The organism is Coprococcus sp. AF51-11b1 (assembly GCF_027682785.1).
Taxonomy (GTDB): domain Bacteria; phylum Bacillota; class Clostridia; order Lachnospirales; family Lachnospiraceae; genus Allocoprococcus; species Allocoprococcus comes.
Genome location: NZ_JAQCZB010000033.1, coordinates 1 through 2330 on the forward strand (window position 1 = coordinate 1; position 2330 = coordinate 2330).

The 2330-nt window shown below is 34.8% G+C and carries 2 protein-coding genes; both read right to left on the reverse strand.

The features are described 5' to 3' along the window. Window positions 1-21: 21 nt before the first annotated feature. Window positions 22-1179 (reverse strand): tyrosine-type recombinase/integrase, encoded by a 1158-nt coding sequence (locus PGY05_RS16415; RefSeq protein WP_226861802.1) that lies wholly within the window; start codon window positions 1177-1179, stop codon window positions 22-24. 91 nt (window positions 1180-1270) lie between these two features. Then, a complete protein-coding gene (locus tag PGY05_RS16420; protein WP_270476351.1) occupies window positions 1271-2104 on the reverse strand; it encodes a rolling circle replication-associated protein in 834 nt (277 codons plus the stop codon). Window positions 2105-2330: the final 226 nt, after the last annotated feature.

Below are 2330 nucleotides of genomic sequence, written 5' to 3' on the forward strand. Positions count from 1 at the left end.
GTTTGAACACCTTTGAACACTTTATGATGAAATACCAAGATTCTGAAAAGCAAGCCTGTCATTCTTCCTCTTATTGACATTCCGCAAGTAATGCAATGTTGTAGCTGTCTCACTATGCCCCATTAAATAACTAAGGGTTGTAAGATTATTTCCGTCAAAAGCTGTTGAAGCATTGTAAAAGCGGATTTTATGACTGGAATGATAAGGAACACCGGCTTCTTTGCAATATTTCTTCAAACGGCGATTAAAGCTGTCTGTTGTCATAATCTCGCCGTTGGGTTCAAAGACATATATTCCATTTGGATTTAATTCCTTTGCTTTGTGAAGAATTTTAAGTGCTTCGTCTGTAAGGAACTGTTTACGGAATCCATGAGAAGTATTTCCTTTCATTTGATTTACTACTTTTACTTTTCGGCTTGAGAATGTTAAATCATCATTCAATGTACGTTCACAGGTCGCCTGTCTGTGAAGATATACAAGCCTGTTATTGTAGTCAATATCTTCCCAACGGATAGCTTTTGTTTCTCCAACACGGATAAACAGATAGAAAGATAACTGTATTGCAAGAGAATATGGCTCTATGATACACCGAAGATAATTTAATAACTTATGCGTATCATCACGGGAAAATACATTGTCACTTTGTACTTCTACTGGCTTATAGGTAAACTGTTTGAAATTCACATCAGAGACAGGATTATGTGATATAATTTCTTCTTCGATCGCATAACTCATTATTCCATTCAAAACAGAACGGGCATTACTGACTCGCTTGTGCGTGAACTGTCGGTCTTTTGTAGCTTCTCTGAAAAAGCGGATAAGCGTGATTGGTTTGATTTCGCCTATCTTCATTTTAACAAGTTCTGTATCTTTGAAAAATCTATTCCATTCAGATACATATTCTTGAATTGTCTTTGCTTTTACGGAAGTATAGTCTCTTTTATACAAAAGCCATTCAGCATATAATTCTTCCAGTGTGACATTCTGACGGTTTTCAGCTTTCTGCTTTTCGATATAAAATCTGATGATTTCTTTTTCAAGGTTCTCTTTACTCTTCCTCTTAACAGGACGGCGTTTGTTAGGTTTGGTTTCATCGGGTAAATAAGTACGCCAGCTTTTTTCTGATTCCGAGTAATAAATTTCATATTTGTGATTCTTCAAGATTTTTTTATTTGCCATAATTTTAAAATCTTTGAAGACTTCATCTGTGGTCATGTTAGCACAGGTGGCTAACGTATTCAATAATGTTATATCTGAAAACGTAACGGGATTATCCATAAGATTCCCCCTTTACGCAAGGATTTTCTTTTTTAATTTTGATGTAGATAACACTGCTGTCCTTTAAGCATGAACCAGTAGATAAGAAAGCGTTGGTATCGTAAATTTGCCTTGTGTATTCTTTCTGAAAGACGATATTTTCTTTTTGTAAGTCATGTAAAATGTCTTCGGTCAGCATGACTTTTGTTTCGTGTGGAACTTTCAGATTTTGAGATTTAAAAAAGGCTTTTTTCTTATGTTCTTTCAAATCAAGGTCTTTTCCAAAATACTTGCTAAGATAACGACCTCTGTTTTCTTTGCTGTCTACATCAATGCGATTGATTTTAATAAATCCATGTGACCATAAATTCTGTAATTTTTCTTTTGCTATATACGGAAAATCAAAGAAAATAACATGATAATGGATTGCTCCACGCTTCTGTTTCTCCCACGTTGCAAGGTATTTTAATAACTGGGTTTTGGTATGGTACAAATAATAATTTAATCGCTGGATAAAATACTTAAATTCTCGGTTAGTTATCAGGATTTCCTGAATGTTTTCTTTAAATGTCAGCGTTACAAATTTTGTTTTGTTATCAAAGTTGCAGTCAACAATACGGGCAATATCCCAACGAGCCTGTTCGTAATGCTTCTGCTTGCGTTTTAAACTGTCATATTGCTTATGAGCTGACATTTCATCAAATTTTTTTCGGTTACTTATGTCTGTTAAATCTGCCTTTTCTTTCGAGTGAATAAAAATAGGGTTTTCGTAAATATATACTTCTTTTGTAGTAGGAGTTTCAATGATTTTCGTATTGTATGCAAAACACTCTTTTGTTTTGCTCACGAATCTCACCTCATATCCCAATTTTTGTAATGAATGTTCCGATTGTTTTCGGAAGATGTTGTTTTATATATCAAGTATAGAGGTCAGCCAGTTCAGCACCTATGACGTTGTCCGGCACTGACTGGCTGACATAGTAGGGAAATTATTTCATTTCCACTTTTCTGATATTGGAAGCTTCTGCTTTGACAGAAAGACGTCCATTATAGAGACTAGCCCAAGTATGTAA

Bases quoted from the DNA above. Each gene is read 5' to 3' on its own strand.
- PGY05_RS16415 (WP_226861802.1), bottom strand. From the start codon at position 1,179: ATGGCAAATAAAAAAATCTTGAAGAATCACAAATATGAAATTTATTAC.